Source organism: Catenuloplanes niger (assembly GCF_031458255.1).
In the GTDB taxonomy this organism is placed as follows: Bacteria; Actinomycetota; Actinomycetes; order Mycobacteriales; family Micromonosporaceae; genus Catenuloplanes; species Catenuloplanes niger.
This window is the reverse complement of the sequence record NZ_JAVDYC010000001.1, coordinates 2620865-2635025: the sequence shown is the minus strand read 5'-3', so window position 1 is coordinate 2635025 and position 14161 is coordinate 2620865. Positions and strand designations below refer to the sequence as shown.

The 14161-nt window shown below is 72.7% G+C and carries 9 protein-coding genes; 5 read left to right on the top strand and 4 right to left on the bottom strand.

The features are described from left to right. Nucleotides 1-110: 110 nt before the first annotated feature. Nucleotides 111-788 (top strand): lysophospholipid acyltransferase family protein, encoded by a 678-nt coding sequence (locus tag J2S44_RS11405; protein WP_310411808.1) that lies wholly within the window; start codon nt 111-113, stop codon nt 786-788. Between the two features lie 298 nt (nt 789-1086). Here J2S44_RS11405 and J2S44_RS11400 read toward each other — a convergent pair whose 3' ends face one another. Next, nucleotides 1087-2559, bottom strand: a complete 1473-nt coding sequence (locus J2S44_RS11400; protein ID WP_310411805.1) for a cryptochrome/photolyase family protein — start codon at nt 2557-2559, stop codon at nt 1087-1089. A gap of 131 nt (nt 2560-2690) precedes the next feature. Then, nucleotides 2691-4568: a hypothetical protein gene (locus J2S44_RS11395; protein ID WP_310411802.1), complete on the bottom strand. Its 1878-nt coding sequence runs from the start codon at nt 4566-4568 to the stop codon at nt 2691-2693. A 167-nt stretch (nt 4569-4735) separates the two neighbouring features. Here J2S44_RS11395 and J2S44_RS11390 point away from each other — a divergent pair, with 167 nt between their 5' ends. Beyond that, nucleotides 4736-6706: a TIGR03960 family B12-binding radical SAM protein gene (locus J2S44_RS11390; protein ID WP_310411798.1), complete on the top strand. Its 1971-nt coding sequence runs from the start codon at nt 4736-4738 to the stop codon at nt 6704-6706. Nucleotides 6707-6765: 59 nt separating this feature from the next. After that, nucleotides 6766-7929, top strand: coding sequence for a dTDP-4-amino-4,6-dideoxygalactose transaminase (gene rffA / locus J2S44_RS11385; protein ID WP_310411795.1), 1164 nt, complete (start codon nt 6766-6768; stop codon nt 7927-7929). A gap of 1608 nt (nt 7930-9537) precedes the next feature. On the opposite strand, the gene J2S44_RS11380 is transcribed toward rffA, so the two are convergent. After that, nucleotides 9538-10032 (bottom strand): GNAT family N-acetyltransferase, encoded by a 495-nt coding sequence (locus J2S44_RS11380; protein ID WP_310411792.1) that lies wholly within the window; start codon nt 10030-10032, stop codon nt 9538-9540. Continuing rightward, nucleotides 10016-10948, bottom strand: a complete 933-nt coding sequence (locus tag J2S44_RS11375; RefSeq protein ID WP_310411789.1) for a glycosyltransferase — start codon at nt 10946-10948, stop codon at nt 10016-10018. The genes J2S44_RS11380 and J2S44_RS11375 overlap by 17 nt, the downstream gene beginning before the upstream one ends. 51 nt (nt 10949-10999) lie before the next feature. Here J2S44_RS11375 and J2S44_RS11370 point away from each other — a divergent pair, with 51 nt between their 5' ends. Together J2S44_RS11370 and J2S44_RS11365 are read left to right on the top strand one after the other, a co-directional pair. After that, complete coding sequence (locus J2S44_RS11370) at nt 11000-11419, top strand: GtrA family protein (protein ID WP_310411786.1); 420 nt, start codon at nt 11000-11002, stop codon at nt 11417-11419. Further along, a complete protein-coding gene (locus tag J2S44_RS11365; RefSeq protein WP_310411783.1) occupies nt 11416-14010 on the top strand; it encodes a hypothetical protein in 2595 nt (864 codons plus the stop codon). The genes J2S44_RS11370 and J2S44_RS11365 overlap by 4 nt, the downstream gene beginning before the upstream one ends. Nucleotides 14011-14161 lie beyond the last annotated feature (151 nt).

Genomic DNA, 14161 nt, shown 5'->3' with positions numbered 1-14161 from the left:
ATAGCACCCCGGGCCGCTGTTACCAGTGGCACGGGGTGCTTTCTTTTGGGCGCCGGTCGGCTACCGTGTGATCGCCCCGCTCGGGGGATGATTCGCAGGAGGGTCGAAGGTTGCCACCGCTCTATTCGTTCGGAAAGGTCACGGTCGGCCCGCTGCTGAACCTGATCTGGCAACCGACGGTCGAGGGCCTCGAACACATCCCGAGCAGCGGCGGCGTGGTCTTCGCCAGCAACCACCTCTCCGTCGCCGACGAGCTGCTCTCCGGCGTCGTCGTCCCGCGGCACCTGTCGTTCTGGGCGAAGTCCGAGTACTTCGAGGGTCGCGGCCCCCGCGGTCTCTTCGTCAAGCACCTGCTGCAGGCGCTCGGCGCGATCCCGGTCGAGCGGGCCGGCGGCCGGGCCGCGCTCGCCGCGTTCGACGCGGCCGTCCCGGTGCTCCGGGCCGGCGGCCAGGTGATCGTCTACCCGGAGGGCACCCGCTCCCCGGACGGCCGGCTCTACAAGGGCCGCACCGGCGCGATCCGGCTCGCCACCATGGCCGGCGTGCCGCTCATCCCGATGGGCGTGCTCGGCACCGACCGCATGCAGCCGATCGGCCAGCGCCTGCCGAGCTTCCGGCGCAGCAACGCGATCATCCGCTTCGGCAAGCCGATGGACTTCACCGGCCGCCCCACGGACACGCTCGGCCTGCGCACGATGATCGACGAGGTCATGGTCGAGATCCAGAAGCTCACCGGCCAGGAGTACGTCCCCCGCTACGCACCGCCGAAAGAGCCGAAGACCTCGTAGAAGCGGATTTTCCCGCTTCCGGCGTGGCCGGTTCCCGGTGCTCCCGCGGGCACCGGTCGGCCGTTGGCCGGCCTCCCTGCCGGTACCGGCGCGGCCGGGCGAACAACCCAGCCGTTCCGCCGCCCCGCGTGCTTCCCGCGTCGCGCGTCTTCGTGCGTCGCGCGTCTTCCCGCGTCGCGTCTTCGTGCGTCGCGCGTCTTCGTGCGTCGCGCGTCTTCGTGCGTCGCCTGGCTTCGTGCGCTGCGCGGCTAGCCGCGGTCCGGCGGGCCGCCGGGGCCTGTCGCCGAGCGCGCGACGGCTACGGGGCCTCGGAGCCGCGGGCCTGCTCCTGGGCGATGACCGCGGGGATGTCGTCGATGCGGTCGAGCTGCTGGAGCGCGCGCATCATCCGGACGTTGCCGGACAGGCGTTCGCGCGTGCGGTGCAGGAACGCCCAGTAACCCGCGGTGAACGGGCAGGCGTTCTCGCCCAGCCGGGTGCGCGGATCGTAGCGGCAGCCGCCGCAGTAGTCGCTCATCCGGTTGATGTAGTTGCCGCCCGCCGCGTACGGCTTCGTGGTGATTTTTCCGAGGTCGGCGTACTGGCTCATGCCGACCACGTTCGCGACCATCACCCATTCGAAGCCGTCCACGAAGTTCCGGTGGAACCAGTCGACCATCGCGGACGGTCGCCACCCGCGTTGCAGCGCGTAGTTGCCCAGCACCATCAGCCGCGGGATGTGGTGCGCGTAGCCACGATCGCGTACGCCGGACAGCACGTCCGACAGGCAGGCGGCCTCCACCGCGTCCGCGTCCAGGTTCGCGAACCAGTCCGGCAGCCGGCCGCGCGCGCCGAACTCGTTGACCGAGCGGTACCCGGCCTCGAAGTACCAGTAGAGGTGCCAGACGTAGTCCCGCCAGCCGATCAGCTGCCGGATGAAGCCCTCCGCGCCGGCCAGCGGCACGTCGCCGGCCCGGTGCGCCGCCTCCGCCCGGCGCACCGCCTCCATCGGGTCGAGCAGGCCCAGGTTGAAGCTGCTGGAGAGCAGGCTGTGCGCCATGAACGGGTCGCCGGAGAGCATCGCGTCCTCGTGCGGGCCGAAGTGCGGCAGCCGGTACGTGACGAAGTGCCGCAGCCGGGCCAGCGCCTCCGCCCGGGTGGCCGGGAACAGCCGCGGCCCGTCCCGGCCGGTGAACGCGACGCCCTCGGCCGCCCATCTGTCCAGGTCGGCGCGGACCTCCGCGTCGATCTCGTCCTCGACGATCTCCGGCGGCGGCGGTACGCCCAGCCGGTCCACCCCGCGCGGCGGCGGGTTCCGGTTGTCCGCGTCCAGGTTCCACTTGCCGCCGGTGGGACTCCCGTCCGGCTCCATCAGCACGCCGTGCCGGTGCCGGGCGTACCGGTAGAACTCCTCCATCCGGAGCGTCCCGCGCCGCGCGTCCGCCCAGCCGACGAAGTCGTCGTGCCCGGTCACGTACCCCCGGGGCGGCAGCACGGTGACGCCGTCCAGCCCGTGGACGAACCGGCGGGCACGCAGCGTGGTGGGTGCGCAGACGTCGACCGGCTCACCGGCCAGCCGCAGCGCCTCGCGATATGTCCGGGTCCGCAGATAGAGCGCGCGATCGCCGAGCTCCGCGGCCCGGTGCCGCATCGCGGAGAGCGTCAGGTGCGCCTTCTGCCGGTGAAACGCGCGACGCTCGAAGACCGCCCGGGACTCGACGATAAGCGCGGTTTGGTGCTGATCGTCGAGAAAGTGCGGCCCCAGTTGGTCTCCGAACAGCCAGCGCCGCATGCGACGAATTCTTTCCCCGCCGCACGCCCCGCCCGCCGGTGACGCACCGTTTATGTTTGTGGTTCAGCTCACACGCAACTTGCACGGTGACGCGAGTCGATCTCGCTCCGCCCGGCCGCCCGCGTGCACGGTCAGGCCTGCTGGAACGAGATCTGGTCGCGGGTGATCACGGCACCGCGGATCCGGTCGAGCAGCGCGGCACTGTCCGCGACCGAGCGGCGGGTGAAAACCGCGGTGCCGAGGCTGCCGTGGTCGGCCCAGCCGCACACCACCACGGTCGCGCCGTCCGCCTCGCCGGTGCCGCAGCGCTGGAAGCCACCGCTGTCCCCGGCCTCGAACGACTCGACCCCGGAGAGCGCGTAGACGTCGGTCAGCCGGGTCATCTCCGCCTCCAGGTCGGACTCCGGCGACCAGCGGAACCCGGTCACGCCGAACACGGTCACCCGCTTGCCCGCGGCGTCGCCGTAGACGCCCGCGAACGTGCTCTCCGCCAGCAGGTGCTCGCCGCGCATCTCGCCCTCCAGCGTCCGGGACGTCTCGTCCGCCTCCGGCCCGGTGCTCAGCGACAGATCCGCTATCGCGTCCGGCAGCGAGGCCGACGCCGGGTACTGCTGCCACAGCGGCACGCCGAAGTAGGCGGGCAGCCCGCAGCAGCACGCCACAGTCAGCAGCAGCATGGTGAGCAGCACCATCGGCCACTTCCGCCGGCGTCGGCGGCGCATCTGCTTCGGCGGCGGGTAACCCTGCGGTGGATATCCCGGCGGCGGGTAACCGGGCGGCAGCTGCGGTCGCGTGGCCGCCCGGCGGTCCTTCTTGCGCTTCTTCTCCTTCGGCGGGGCGGCGGGCGGACCGGGCGGCGGGCCGGGCCGGCTCTGCGCCGGCCGCGTCTGCGCCGGCGCCGGCGGTGGCGGTGGCGGCTGCTGGGGCCGCGAGTAGGACGGCGGCGCGTACTGCGGCGGTGGCGGCGGAGGCGTCTGCGACCGCCGGGCCTGCTGCGACCGAGGGGCCTGCGACTGGGGAGCCCGGTGAGGCTGCTGCGGCGGTGCCTGCGGAGACGGTGCCTGGTGCGGCGGTGTCTGCGGCCGGGACGGCGGCGGGGGAGGAGGCGGCGCGGCGGACCGGCGGGACGGCGGCTCGATCGTGGTGCGCGGCAGGTCCGGCCGGTCGATCCGGGTCGGGTGCGGCGGCTCCGGGTGGTCGTAGTGGTGGTCCGGCGCGTGGTGGTCCCACCCCTCCGTGCCCTCCCACGGGTCGACCGGCGCGGGCAGGTCCAGCGTCGGGTCGACCGGCTTCTCCGGCTGCGCGGCGGGCCGCGGCTCGTCCTGGTCGCGCCCGAACCCGAACCGGCGGCGCTTCTTCGGCCCGGGCGGCGGCACCGCGGCCGCACCCCGCCACGGCGCCGGCCGCGGCACCTCGGTCGGCGCGTCGTCCCCCTCCGGCGACTCCCCGTCACCGTCCGCGGTCGCGGAAACGCCATCCGCGCCCGTCGCGGCGCCATCGGTCAGCTCGGCCGCGCCGTCGGCCGACCTCGCCGACCCACCGCCCGGACCGGCTGTGCCACCGGCCGGACCGGCGGGGCCGCCGGACTCCCGCGCTGCCGACGCCGGGGCGGTGCCGTCATCGGAGCCCTCGCCGGCTTCCCCGGCCGGCATCCGCGCGGTGCCGCCGTCGGAGTCCGCACCCGGCTCCCGGGCCGGCATCGCCGTGGTGCGGCCGTCGGAGCCCGCGCCGGACGCCTGGGCCGGCATGGCCGTGGTGCGGCCGTCGGAGCCCGCGCCGGACGCCTGGGCCGGCATGGCCGCGGTGCCGCCGTCGGGGCTCGCGCCGGAGTCCCGGGCCGGTATCCGTGCGGTGCCGTCCGCCGGGAGCGAGGCGGTCGGAGTGGGAGTGCCGCGGTCCGTCGCGCGGGCGCCGGCCGTACCCTCGGAAGGGTGTGATCCGGTGGACGGGGAGCCGGCGGCGGCCGGCGGATCCGGCTCCGGGTGGCGGTCCGGCCGATCTTCCGCCATCGCTGCAGTCTCCTCGCCGTTTCGGGGTGCGGGCCGTGCACGCGGGCCCTACAAGCGAGGTTATCCCCGCCCGGCCAGTCCGGTCCGTGACGGTTTGGCCGGGCGGTCCGGGTCGCGGGGTGGTCGGGACGGCCGCGTACCCTGGTTGGTTGATCCCGGGAGGTTTCATGAGCACCGCGGCACCAAAGAGCGCGATTTCGGTGTGGCCCCAGCTCGAGCAGCTGCTGCCGCTCGTCAGCAAGCCGATCCAGTACGTCGGCGGCGAGCTCGGCGCGGTCGTCAAGGACTGGGACGCCGCCGCCGTGCGCTGGGCGCTGATGTACCCGGACGCATACGAGGTCGGCGTGCCGAACCAGGGCGTCCAGATCCTCTACGAGGTGCTCAACGAGCAGGCGGACGTGCTGGCCGAGCGCACCTACGCGGTGTGGCCGGACCTCGAGGCGCTGATGCGCGAGCGAGGCGTCTCACAGTTCACCGTGGACTCGCACCGGCCGGTAGGGGCTTTCGACCTGTTCGGCCTCTCGTTCTCCACCGAGCTGGGCTACACGAACCTGCTGACCGCGCTGGACCTGGCCGGCATCCCGCTGGACGCGGCGGACCGGACCGAGGACCACCCGATCGTCGTGGCCGGCGGGCACGCCGCGTTCAACCCGGAGCCGATCGCGGACTTCATCGACGCGGCCGTGCTCGGCGACGGCGAGGAGGCGGTCCTCGAGATCACCGCGATCGTCCGCGCGTGGAAGGCCGAGGGCTCGCCCGGCGGCCGGGACGAGATCCTGCTGCGCCTGGCGAAGACCGAGAGCGTCTACGTGCCGCGCTTCTACGACGTCGACTACCTCGAGGACGGCCGGATCCACCGGGTCGTGCCGAACCGGGCGGGCGTGCCGGCCCGGATCCACAAGCGCACGACCATGGACCTGGACCAGTGGCCGTACCCGAAGAAGCCGATCGTGCCGCTGGCCGAGTCGGTGCACGAGCGGTACGCGGTGGAGATCTTCCGGGGCTGCACGCGCGGCTGCCGGTTCTGCCAGGCCGGCATGATCACCCGGCCGGTGCGCGAGCGCTCGATCGAGACCGTGGGCCAGATGGTGCGCGAGGGGCTGGAGTTCTCCGGTTACTCCGAGGTCGGCCTGCTGTCGCTGTCCAGCGCGGACCACACCGAGATCGGCGACATGTGCTCCGGCCTGGCCGAGCAGTACGCGGGGACGAACGTGTCGCTGTCGCTGCCGTCGACCCGGGTGGACGCGTTCAACATCGAGCTGGCGCAGGAGCTGTCCAAGAACGGGCGGCGCACCGGCCTGACGTTCGCGCCGGAGGGCGGCTCGGAGCGGATCCGTCGCGTGATCAACAAGATGGTCAGCGAGGAAGACCTGATCCGTACCGTGGTCACGGCGTACTCGAACGGCTGGCGGCAGGTCAAGCTGTACTTCATGTGCGGCCTGCCGACCGAGCAGGACGAGGACGTGCTGCAGATCGCCCGGCTCGCGCACGAGGTGATCAAGGCGGGCCGCGCCGCGACCGGGTCCAAGGACATCCGCTGTACCGTGAGCATCGGCGGGTTCGTGCCGAAGCCGCACACGCCGTTCCAGTGGGCGAAGATGGACCGGCCCGAGGTGATCGACAACCGGCTCCGGCTGCTCAAGCAGGCGATCAACAGTGACCGGTCGCTGGGCCGGGCGATCGGCTACCGCTACCACGACGGCGAGCCGTCGCTGATCGAGGGCCTGCTGTCGCGCGGCGACCGGCGGGTCGGCGCGGTGATCCGGCGGGTCTGGGAGAAGGGCGGCCGGTTCGACGGCTGGAACGAGCACTTCTCCTTCCAGCGCTGGGTGGAGTCGGCCGGGGAGACGCTGCCGGCGTTCGGCGTCGACCTGGACTGGTTCACGGTCCGGGAGCGCTTCGAGGACGAGGTGCTGCCCTGGGACCACCTGGACTCCGGCCTGGACAAGGAGTGGCTGTGGCAGGACTGGCAGGACTCGCTGAGCGAGTTCGAGCAGGACGACTGCCGCTGGACGCCGTGCTTCGACTGCGGCGTGTGCCCCTCGATGGACACCGAGATCCAGATCGGCCCGACCGGTAAGAAGCTGCTGCCGCTGACCCCGCTGAACGGGTCCGGGCCGCGCGTCCACGCACACTGACGGGTTGTTATTGGTTTAGAACGGACATTCCGGGAAAAGCGGGTACTAGTGTCGGTCTGGTGACCGCGACGACGACCACTTTGACCGGAATTCCGTTCAACCGGCCCTACCTGTGCGGGCTGGAACGGGAGTACGTCGGCGAGGCGATCGGGCTCGGCGCGCTCTCCGGTGACGGACCGTTCACCGCGCGCGCCACCGGCCTGCTGACCCGCCTCGTCGACGCGCCGGAGGCACTGCTCGCCACCTCCTGCACGCACGCGCTGGAGATGGCCGCGATCCTGCTCGACCTCCGGCCCGGCGACGAAGTGATCATGCCGTCGTTCACGTTCGTCTCCACCGCGAACGCGTTCGCGCTGCGCGGCGCCGTCCCGGTCTTCGTCGACTGCCGGCCGGACACGCTCAACCTCGACGAGCGGCTCGTCGACGACGCGGTCACGTCCCGTACCCGCGCGATCGTGGTCGTCCACTACGGCGGCGTGGCCTGCGAGATGACCTCGATCCTGGAGACCGCCGCCCGGCACGGACTGCCGGTGATCGAGGACAACGCGCACGGGCTCGGCGGAAGCTACCTCGGGCGGCCGCTCGGCTCGTTCGGCGCGCTGGCCACGCAGAGCTTCCACGCCACCAAGAACGTGCAGTGCGGCGAGGGCGGCGCGCTGATCTTCAACGACCTGAGCTGGTTCTCCCGCGCCGAGATCATCCGGGAGAAGGGCACGAACCGCAGCCAGTTCTTCCGCGGCATGGTCGACAAGTACCGCTGGGTCGACGTCGGCTCGTCCTACCTGCCCGCGGACCTGCTCGCCGCGTTCCTCACCGCCCAGCTGGAGGCGTTCGACGACATCCAGCGCCGCCGCCACGCGGTCTGGTCCGCCTACGACACCCGGCTGGCCACGTGGGCCGCGTCCGCCGGCGTCCAGCGGCCGGTCGTCCCGGTCGGCTGCGAACACCCCGCCCACCTGTACCAGCTGCTGATGCACGACCTCGCCGACCGCCAGGAGTTCATCCGCCACCTCGGCCACCGCGGCATCCAGGCCACCTTCCACTACCAGCCGCTGCACGCGGCCCCGGCCGGCCGTCGCTACGGCCGCACCACCCCCGCCGGCTGCCCGGTCACCGACGACATCGCCGACCGCCTGGTCCGCCTCCCGCTCTTCGCCGGCATGACCGCCACCGAACTCGACCAGGTCATCGACGCGGTCACCACGTACCGCCCGGCCCGCTAGACAATCCCACGCTTCCCCGCTTCCCAGCGGCATCGAAGATCAAGACCGGGAAAGCATTCTTCCCACTTCCGGCGTGGTCGCTCCGGGCGTGCTCCCGCGGGCACCGGTCGTCGCTGGCGCTCCTCCCTGCACGTCCCGCATCCCGAGCCCCACACCACCCCACACCGCCGAACGGCCCCAGCACCCCTCCACATCCGCAAAAGCCGCCTCCGCCCACCCGGCAGTACCTAACACCGAAGCACTACCCAGCTGCGCCTGCTGGCCTGCGCCTGCTGGCCTGCGCCTGCTGGCCTGCGCCTGTGTATTCAGCGCCAGCCGGGTCCAGCCGGCCCGGCCGCCGGCCACGGACAACCGCATCCCGGCAACGCGGCGCGCCGAGTTTGCCCGGAGAGCGGCTTGCGCCGGCTGGCTTGCGCCGGCTGGCTTGCGCCGGCTGGCTTGCGCCGGCTGGCTTGCGCCGGCTGGGCGGTGCGCTGAGCGGTGTGCTCTGGGCATAGTCCGCCGGGCGGAGCCGGCAGTGCGGCGCGCCGCACTGAGCTTGCCCGGAAGGCGGCTTGCGTCCGCTGATTGGTGTGCGCTGGACCCAGTCCGTCGGGCGGAGCCTGCCAGCGCGGTGCGCCGAGCTGAGCTCGCCCGGAGGGCGGCCTAGGCCCGCTGGCCCGCGAGTCCCCGCGGTCGGTGCCCGCTGGTCGGTGCCCGCTGGTCGGTGCCCGCTGGGCGGTGCCCGCAGCGAAGCGCGCACTCGTCTTCGCTCGCAGGGTGATGCCGCTGGCTTGTGCCCGCTGAGCGCAGTCCGTCGGGCGGAGCGCGGCCAGTCGCGCTGCGGCCAGTCGTGCTGCGGCCAGTCGTGCTACGGCCAGGCGCGGCCCGGTCACTCGCGCTGGTTCGAACGCATCTTTTGTCACGGATTGTCGGATGGGGTGCGGCAGTTGGGTGCGCCGAGCGGAGCTTGCCTGGAGTTCGGGCCTGCCTCGTGGTGGCCTCGTCGCCTTGTGGGTCGCGCGCGCCCGAAAAGGCATGAATTTCACATCACCTTGAGATCTTCCTCCCCTCTGTGCGTATTGCAGCGCGGAGTCGCCGGAGGGTTGAGCGATCATTGACCGATACGAAAGTGAGGTCATCTTGGCGATTTCGCCTCACTTTCGTATCGGTCAATGATCGTTTCGTTGAGCGTGCATGGCCTCGCGGCGCATGGGTGGCGTCGGCTGGGTGTGAAAAGCGAAATATCGGGCGTGGATCCGCCTCTGCTCCACAGGCCATCAGCCCGAAGTGCAAGATCGGGCACTGATCGCCGCCTCCTGTTCCGCAGGTGATCGGAGTCGAAGTGCAATATCGAGCACGGGCGCCTTCCGTTCCGCGCCGGCTAGGGCGTAGAGGGAATATCGAGCGCGCCTTCTGTTCCGCGGGTGGCCAGGCGCAGGAGCGCCCATTGCTCCGCAAGTGATCAGGACCGAAGTGCGATATCCGGGCACCTGCTGTTCTGCGGGGGTAACCAGGCGCAAAGGGAATATCGGGCGCGGAGCGCCTTCGGCTTCCTGGGAGGCCGGGTCCGACGTGCGATGTCGGCCGCCTCCGTGGGTGGTCGAGCGGGTGTTTCTTCGGCGGTGGTCAGGAGCGCAGTTCGAGCCAGAGGACGGGGGTGGGGGTGCCGTCGATGTCGGTGGTGTAGTGCCGGGACGGGACCTCGACGAAGCCGTTGCGGCGGTGGAGCGCGAGCACCGGTTTGTTGGTGGCGAGGGTGCGGGCGCCGAGGACGGTGAGGCGCAGGTCGTCGAGGGCGTAGCGGATGGCGGCCTGTTCGAGGCCGATCCAGGCCCCGAACAGCGCGTTGCGGGGGCGCAGGCCGTCGATGTCGAGGAAGAAGCCCCATTCGGCGGTGCCCGCGACCGGGTCGTGGTCCTGGAACGTGACCGCCCCGGCCGGTGCCCCCTCGTGCTCGAAGATCAGCACGCGCCGCGTCGGGTCCGCGGCGACGCGGGACCACCAGGCACGATGGCCCTCCGGGGTGATCACGTCGCGGAACAGGAACTGGGCGCGGACCTCGGGGTGGTTACGCCAGCGGCGTACCGGCTCGAGGTCGTGCGGTTCAGCGGGACGAAGCATGGACCGGGCCCTCCACCTGTTCACGGATCACGTAACCGGGCCGGCCGCTGCCGGTGGTGTGGATGCGGCCGATGTACTCGCCGAGGACGCCGACCGCGATCATCACGGCCGACGAGGAGAACGCGACCATCGACGCGATCGTGGTGAAGCCGGCGATCCGCGTCTCGCCGCTCGCGTACGCCCAGATCAGCCGCGCGACCAGGGCGAAGCCGCCCAGCCCGACCAGGAAACCGGCGTACGTCACCAGGCGCAGCGGCGCGGTGGAGTAGCCGAACGTCATGTCCGCGGCGTGCCGGAGCAGCCGGCCGAGCGTGTATCCGGACCGGCCGGCCGTGCGGGGCGCGAGCCGGACCCGGACGCCGGTCACCCGGGTGGTGCCCCAGGACAGGCCCACGTCGATCGCGGTACCGGGGCCGTGCACGCCGTCCAGGCCCCGCACCAGGAACGCGCGGAACGCCCGGAACGCGCCGACCAGACGCGCGTTGCGTACCCCCATGGCGCCGGCCAGCCCGGCCTTGACCAGGCGGGACGCGGTGTTGCGCAGCAGGCCGTGCTCCTCGGCCTCGGGCAGCGCGTAGACCAGGTCGACGTCGTCGGTGAGCGCGGCCAGCAGGGCCGGGATCTCCGCCGGCGGGTGCTGCAGGTCGTCGTCCATGGTCACGATCACCTCGTGCCGGGCCGCGCGCAGGCCGGCCAGCAGCGCGGCGTGCTGTCCGACGTTGCGGGCCAGCCGGATCGCGCGCACCTCCGGGCGTGCCACGGCCAGCGCGGCCGCGGTCGCCCACGTCTCGATGCCGCCGTCGTCGTCGACCACGAGCACCACCTCGTGACCGTCCAGCACGTCGCCGAGCTGCGACACCAGGGCCGGGAGCGTGTCCGCCGAGCGGTAGCAGGGCACGACGACCGAGATCCGCATCCGCACCTTCCCACCTGGCCACCGACTTCCCCGGTGGATCGTTGAACACGCGTGACTTGCACCGCGCACGCGACCGGCCGGCGGAGGCGATCGCTCCGCCCTTTGCTCAACGACCGACGCGCTCACTACGTTCTCGCCGGGGGATTGGGCGCGGGCGTCTACTACGGGCTCTTCTCCGGCGGCTGGCTGATCTTCCAGAGCGGTTATCTGCTGCTGGCCGTGCTCGCGAACGCGGCGACCGCGGTGCTCACCTACCCGATCTACCGGCGGATCTTCGGCGGGACCGGCTCCTGGGTGGCCGGCCTGGTCCGGTTCTACCTGGTCTCGCTGGGCAGCCTGGCCTGCACGCTGGCCGGGTTGCCGCTGCTGGTCGAGTCGGCCGGCCTGCCGGTGCTGCCGGCCCAGGCACTGATCATCGTGATCGCACCGGTGATCACGTATCAGCTGCATCGTGGCTGGTCGTTCCGGTGACCGCCACGCTCACCCGCGCGGAGCCGGCCGGGCCGGTCACGCCGCCGACGGTGCCCGGCCGGTTCGCCCGTGGCGCCGGTTTCGTGGCCCGTTTCCTGCCCGCCGGGCTCACGGCCGTCATCACGATCATGGTCCTGCACTGGTACGGCGTGAGCGCCCGGGACATCGCCGCGTTCGCCGGGTACCTGCTGCTGGCCGTGCTGCTCCCCGGCACGCTGGTCTGGCGGGCGCTGCGCCGCGGTCCCGGCGCGCTCCCGTCGGACGTGGCAGGCGGCGCCGCGATCGGCTACTCCCTGGAGATCATCGGGTACGTGGCCGCGCGCTGGGCCGGTCAGCCGCGGCTCGCCCCCGCGCTGCCGCTCGCGATCCTGGCCGCGTTCCTGCTGGTCAAGCCGCTGCGCCGGTTCTGGCGCGGGTCGGGTGCGCCGGTGCCGCGCCGCTGGGCCTGGGGTGTCGCGGTCGTCTGCCTGCTCGTGCTCGGCTGGACCGCCGCGAAGTTCTTCCGGTCGCACGGGCTGGACTGGCCGTCGTCCGGCTCGCCGTACGTGGACATGCCGTTCCACCTCGCGCTCGCCGGTGAGCTGAAGAACCACGCGCCGCCGCAGATCCCGTACGTGATCGGCGAACCGCTGCACTACCACTGGTTCGTCTACGCGGACCTGGCCGCGACCAGCTGGGGGACCGGCATCGAGCTCCAGGTGCTGCTGCTGCGGCTGAGCCTGCTGCCGATGGCGCTGATCTTCGTGATCGGCACCGCGGTGCTCGCCACCAAGCTGGCCGCCGAGTTCCGCACCGCGGTGCCGTGGTGGACCGGCCCGCTCGCGGCGCTGCTGCCGCTGGTCGGTGCGCCGTTCAACCCGTACCGGGGGGTGCTCGCGTCGGTGCCGCAGGGCTCGATCCTGGACGCGCTCTGGCTCAGCCCGACCCAGACGTTCGGCGCGATGCTGGCGATCGCGGCCGTGCTGCTGCTGATCGAGCTGCTGCGGGACACCGGCGGCGCCGGCCGGTGGGTGATGCTGATCCTGCTGCTCGTGGTGATCACCGGTGCGAAGGCGACCTACCAGCCGCTGTTGCTGGCCGGCCTGGTGCTGGCCGTGACGGTGCGCTGGATCGGTGAGTTCCGGCCGCCCTGGGCCGCGCTCGCGGCGACCGGCCTGACCGCGGTCACGCTGCTCTTCGCGCAGCTCGTCCTCTTCTCCGACTCGGCCGGCGGGCTCAGCGTCAAGCCGCTGTCCACCGCGCTGAACTCCACGCTCGGGCAGGTCGCCGGCACCGCCACGTTCCCGCCCGGCGCCGAGGGCGGGCCGCCGGCGCCGATCCGGTACTCCGCGATGGACGGCGTGCCGTTCGGTGGTCAGAACGTGGACCCGGCCGCGCTCGCGCCGGTCGGGGTCACGGCCGCGACCGGTGGCGTCGTGGTCGAGGGCGCGGCCGCGACCACGCCCGGCGTGGTGGGTGAGGGGCTGGCGCAGCTCGGCCTGGAGCGCGTCGCGGAGTTGGGCTGGTGGCCCGCGTTCGCGCTGGCCACACTGGTGCTGCTGCTCTGGATGAGCATGGTCGGCGGCGCCTGGGCGATGCTGCTGCGCCCGCGCCGGCTGGTCGACCCGGGCGTGCTCATCTGCCTGGGCATCGTCGCGGCCGGGTTCGGCGCCGCGCTGACGTTCGAGCATCCGGGGGCCAGCCAGCTCTACTTCGTGAACTCGGCGCGGCCGTACCTCGGTGCGCTCGCGGTGGCCGGGCTGGCCGTGGCGACCGCGCAACGCCGTACCGTCGGGGGCTGGTTCCTGGGCCTGTTCTCGCTGGCGGCCGGGGCGTGCGCGGTCTGGGCCGGGCACGACCTGATCGGCGAGCCGCGGAACAACCAGGGTTTCGGGTCGGTGCTGGCGCCGCTGGCCGTGCTGGCCGGTGCCGGGCTCGCGGTCTGGCTGCTGGTCTGGGGCGTCGCCCGGTTGCGCCGCCGGGTGCGTCCGGCGCGGCGGGCCTGGTTCGCGGTGTGGCTGGCGATGCTCGGCATGGTCGCGCCGGGCGCGGTGGCCGGATACGCCTCCCCGATCATGGCGGCGGTCCGGGACGGCTGGCGGGACGTCCCGATGGACGCGGAGCCGGCCGAGGTGCGGCCCGCGATCCCGGAGGGCGCGGTGGAGGCCGGCCGCTGGCTGCGCGACCACTCCGCGCCCGGTGACCTGGTCGCGACGAACGCGCACTGCCGCACGCTGCGCCAGTGGGTGTGCGACAACCGCAACTTCTGGGTGTCGGCCTACACGGAACGCCGGGTCCTGGTCGCCGGCTGGGGATACACCGTGACCGCGCACTCCGAGGCGGCCCGCACCGGCACGGTCGTCAACCGGGTCGAGTTCTGGGACCGGACGCTGCTGAACCTGAACGACGCCGCGTTCCAGATGCCGTCCGCGGTGAGCGTCGGCCGGCTCGCGGCCGACCACGACGTGCGCTGGCTGCTCGTCGACCGGCGCACCAGCACGCCACCGCCGGAACTCGCTCGCTTCGCGATCCACCGCTTCACGGCCGGTGCCTGCGACGTCTACGAGCTGCCCCCGTCCGCCGCCAACTACCGCGTCACCTCGGCCGACTGACCGGCCGTCACCGGCGCTCCCGCCCGGCCCGGGAGCGCCGGGGGTGTCGCCCGTGCGACGCGCGGCGTGCAGGGAGGAGCGCCGGCGACGACCGGTGCCCGCGGGAGCATGCGGGAAGCGGCCACGCCGGAAGCGGGAAAATCGTCTTCGG